3 protein-coding genes and 2 pseudogenes are annotated in these 3,041 nt (G+C 69.8%); 2 read left to right on the forward strand and 3 right to left on the reverse strand.

Features of this window, described 5'->3' with window-relative positions; genetic code table 11:
* Both MFF30_RS25200 and MFF30_RS25205 read right to left on the reverse strand, forming a co-directional pair.
* A pseudogene (locus MFF30_RS25200) lies at positions 1-357 on the reverse strand (biotin/lipoyl-binding protein); the annotation flags it as partial.
* 325 nt (positions 358-682) lie between these two features.
* On the reverse strand, positions 683-1,105 hold the full coding sequence (locus MFF30_RS25205; RefSeq protein ID WP_238282967.1) for a hypothetical protein: 423 nt from the start codon (positions 1,103-1,105) through the stop codon (positions 683-685).
* Positions 1,106-1,359: 254 nt separating this feature from the next.
* On the opposite strand from MFF30_RS25205, the gene MFF30_RS25210 reads away from it, so the two are divergent.
* Together MFF30_RS25210 and MFF30_RS25215 are read left to right on the forward strand one after the other, a co-directional pair.
* On the forward strand, positions 1,360-1,932 hold the full coding sequence (locus MFF30_RS25210; RefSeq protein WP_238282968.1) for a L,D-transpeptidase: 573 nt from the start codon (positions 1,360-1,362) through the stop codon (positions 1,930-1,932).
* A gap of 76 nt (positions 1,933-2,008) precedes the next feature.
* Complete coding sequence (locus tag MFF30_RS25215) at positions 2,009-2,809, forward strand: TSUP family transporter (RefSeq protein ID WP_238282969.1); 801 nt, start codon at positions 2,009-2,011, stop codon at positions 2,807-2,809.
* Positions 2,810-2,877: 68 nt separating this feature from the next.
* Here the strand turns inward: MFF30_RS25215 and MFF30_RS25220 are convergent.
* A pseudogene (locus MFF30_RS25220) lies at positions 2,878-3,027 on the reverse strand (DUF4287 domain-containing protein); the annotation flags it as partial.
* Positions 3,028-3,041: the final 14 nt, after the last annotated feature.

Genomic DNA, 3,041 nt, shown 5'->3' on the forward strand with positions numbered 1-3,041 from the left:
GCGCGCCAGCGCCGCCTCCGCGCTCAGGAGTTCGACCTCGAAGGGGGCCGGATCGATCTTGTAGAGGACGTCGCCTTCCTTCACGAGGCTGCCCTGCTCGAAGGTCCGCTTGACCACGAGGCCGGACACCCGCGAGCGCACCTCCGCGATGCGCAGAGGGGCGACCCGCCCCGGGAGGTCCCGCACATAGGGGATCGGTTGCTCGCGGACGGTCACGATGCCGACTTCGGGTGCCGGACCGGGTACGGGTGCGGCCGCCTGTTGCTTCTGGTTGCATGCCGAGAGGGCGACCAGCACGAAGCCGGCGGCGAGGGAAGCCGGCCGGGCCCGGAACAGGCGGGTGGTGAGAGACGTCACGATTGCTTCGCTCCTGCGAAATGGCGGTTCGATGACGCTCGCGGGGCGAGCCGGCATCACCGTGTTCAGGGTCCAGGGAGCCGGGATCCGTCATCGGATCCGCTCCCTAACAAGCGGCTGGCCACGGCCGACATCACGCCAGCGCCGACGCTGCGGGAGCCGTGTTCGAGGGGGGAGAGGCCATCCCCGGTTCGGAGGGCCCGCCATCGACCGGGTCGAGATCGCTGACGGAGACGCCCTGGATGCCGGACAATCTTGGCAATCCAACGACACCGGTTGCACCCGGCAGTCCGGAGCTACGCAGCATCGGCGGCGCGCCGGGCACTCAGCCGGCCGGGTGCAGTCTCGGCGGGCGGTCGAGGGGGATGGCGGCGGCAGCCTTGAGTATGCCGGTCGAGCGCGGCGAGGCGGGGCGTGGCAGCCGTGAGACCGGCAGAGCGCCGACGCGGGGCTGGACGGCTTCCTCGCAGGCTTCGTCGAGATCCAGGAGCGTGCTCGCGATGCGGGCGCCGGCATCCGAAGCGGGAAGTCCCGACGAATGCGCGAGCACGGGGCGGACTTCGAAGCCGCGGGGCACATCCCCGGCAACGTGAAGCAGGGGCAGCAAGGCGCAGACCAGGAACAGCAGGGCCAGCAGCCCATAACCGGCCGTGACCACGGTCCGTACGGCGACGTGGGCACCGTGTCCGGGCCACGATGCGCCGACGCGACCAACCAGGTCGACACGCATCGCGAAGTGGGGGGCCAAGCTTCTCACGTCACGGACTCTGGGGCCGCGGCGGCGACACCGCAAGTTCCTGCGGCATTGTGTCAGGCCTTCCGAGGGCCCCTTCGGTGGCTGGATCGGACGGCGTTGCGGGGATCACACAGACGCGCGTGAACGTGGCAGGCTCGGTTGACCGCTCTCCCACGCAGCGTCAAGGCTCCTGCCCCCGACCATGAGCCTGATGGCTTCCGTGGCCAGAATGGCCCCCGAAGCCTGTTTTGGCTGGAGGACAGACTATGCAGACGCGCCGCGTTCTCGCCGCAGCCGCCCTGGCGGCGGCCCTCACCGTATCGACCGGCCCGGCCTTCGCCGGAAACCCGTTCGACAGCGGGCCGATCGCCGACTTCATGAACATCTTCAAGGAGCAGGCGATCCCGCGCGAGACCGTCGCCTGGAAGGGCGCCGAGAAGCCCGGCACCATCGTGGTCTCGACGAGCCAGCGCCGCCTCTACTACGTGCTCGGCGGCGGTCAGGCCGTGCGTTACGGCGTCGGCGTCGGCCGCCAGGGCTTCTCCTGGTCCGGCGAGAAGCGCGTGACCATGAAGAAGGAATGGCCGGATTGGCGCCCGCCGTCGCAGATGCTGGCGCGCCGGCCCGATCTGCCGCGCTTCATGGCCGGCGGCCAGGACAACCCCCTCGGCGCCCGCGCCCTCTACCTCGGTTCGTCGCTCTACCGCATCCACGGTTCGAACGAGCCCGAGACCATGGGCGCTGCCGTCTCCTCGGGCTGCATCCGCATGACGAACAAGGACGTGGTCGACCTCTACGATCGCGCCAAGGTCGGCACCCGGGTCGTCGTCCGCAACTGAGGCGCCGTTCCGGCGCCCACCCCATCCTCCATCCCGCCTCCAGTCGGTCTTCACTGGACCATGACGTGAGGACGGTATGATCTTCGGGGTGGATATCGGCCTGATCGCGGGTCTCTTCGCGATGGCCGTGGCGGCTGGCTGTGTCGATGCGATCGCGGGTGGCGGCGGCCTGCTCACCGTGCCGGCCCTGCTGCTCGCGGGGCTCGATCCCGTCTCGGCGATCGCGACGAACAAGCTTCAGGGCAGTGCGGGGGCGATCTCCTCCACCCTCGCCTTCGCCCGGCGCCGCCTGATCCACTGGCCGGATGCCTGGAAGATCGCGGTGAGCGCCGGCTGCGCTTCGATCGCGGGCGCGCTCTGCGTCAGCCTGCTGCCGCGCGCCGTGCTCGACGCCGCGGTGCCGATCCTGCTGGTCGCCATCGCCATCTACTTCGCCACCGCCAAGCGCATGAGCAGCGACGACGCGACCGCGCGGATGACGCCGAACTGGTTCGCCCTGACATGGGCCCCGGCGGTCGGTTTCTACGACGGCGTGTTCGGTCCCGGTGCCGGTGCGTTCTACATGATCGGTTTCGTGACCCTGCTGGGCCTCGGCGTCGTGAAGGGCACCGCCCATACCAAGCTCGCCAACGCCGCGAGCAACCTCGGCAGCCTCGCCCTCTTCGCGATCGGCGGCCACGTGGTCTGGACGATCGGCCTGACGATGGCGGTGGGCGCCTTCCTCGGCGCGCAGATCGGCTCCCGGCTCGCGATCCGGATGGGGGCCCGTTTGATCCGCCCGCTTCTCGTGACGATCGCGTGCCTGATGGCCCTGCGCCTGCTCTCCGATCCGGCCAATCCCCTGCGGCGGACCGTGCTCGGCCTGTTCGGCGGCTGATCGCCGCCGCGATCGACGAACGGTCTTAGCCCGCGTCTCGGCGTCCGGGTCGTCAGGACATGCGCCACGATAGCGCCGGCGTACCCGGTGCCCATCCCGTGCTCGGCCTTCAGCATCGCGACGAGGTCCATGTGCTTGGCGGGAAGTCTGTCCCGGACGAGCTGCCGCCAGACCGCGATTTTAAGCTTTGCGCCAGGAGGCTGCGGCGGTTCTGCAATCGCCTCCGAAAAGC

Source organism: Methylobacterium goesingense, from assembly GCF_022179225.1.
GTDB classification, from domain to species: domain Bacteria; phylum Pseudomonadota; class Alphaproteobacteria; order Rhizobiales; family Beijerinckiaceae; genus Methylobacterium; species Methylobacterium goesingense.

Coding starts and splice junctions, on each gene's coding strand:
- MFF30_RS25215 (WP_238282969.1), top strand. CDS start 2,009: ATGATCTTCGGGGTGGATATCGGCCTGATCGCGGGTCTCTTCGCGATG.
- MFF30_RS25210 (WP_238282968.1), top strand. CDS start 1,360: ATGCAGACGCGCCGCGTTCTCGCCGCAGCCGCCCTGGCGGCGGCCCTC.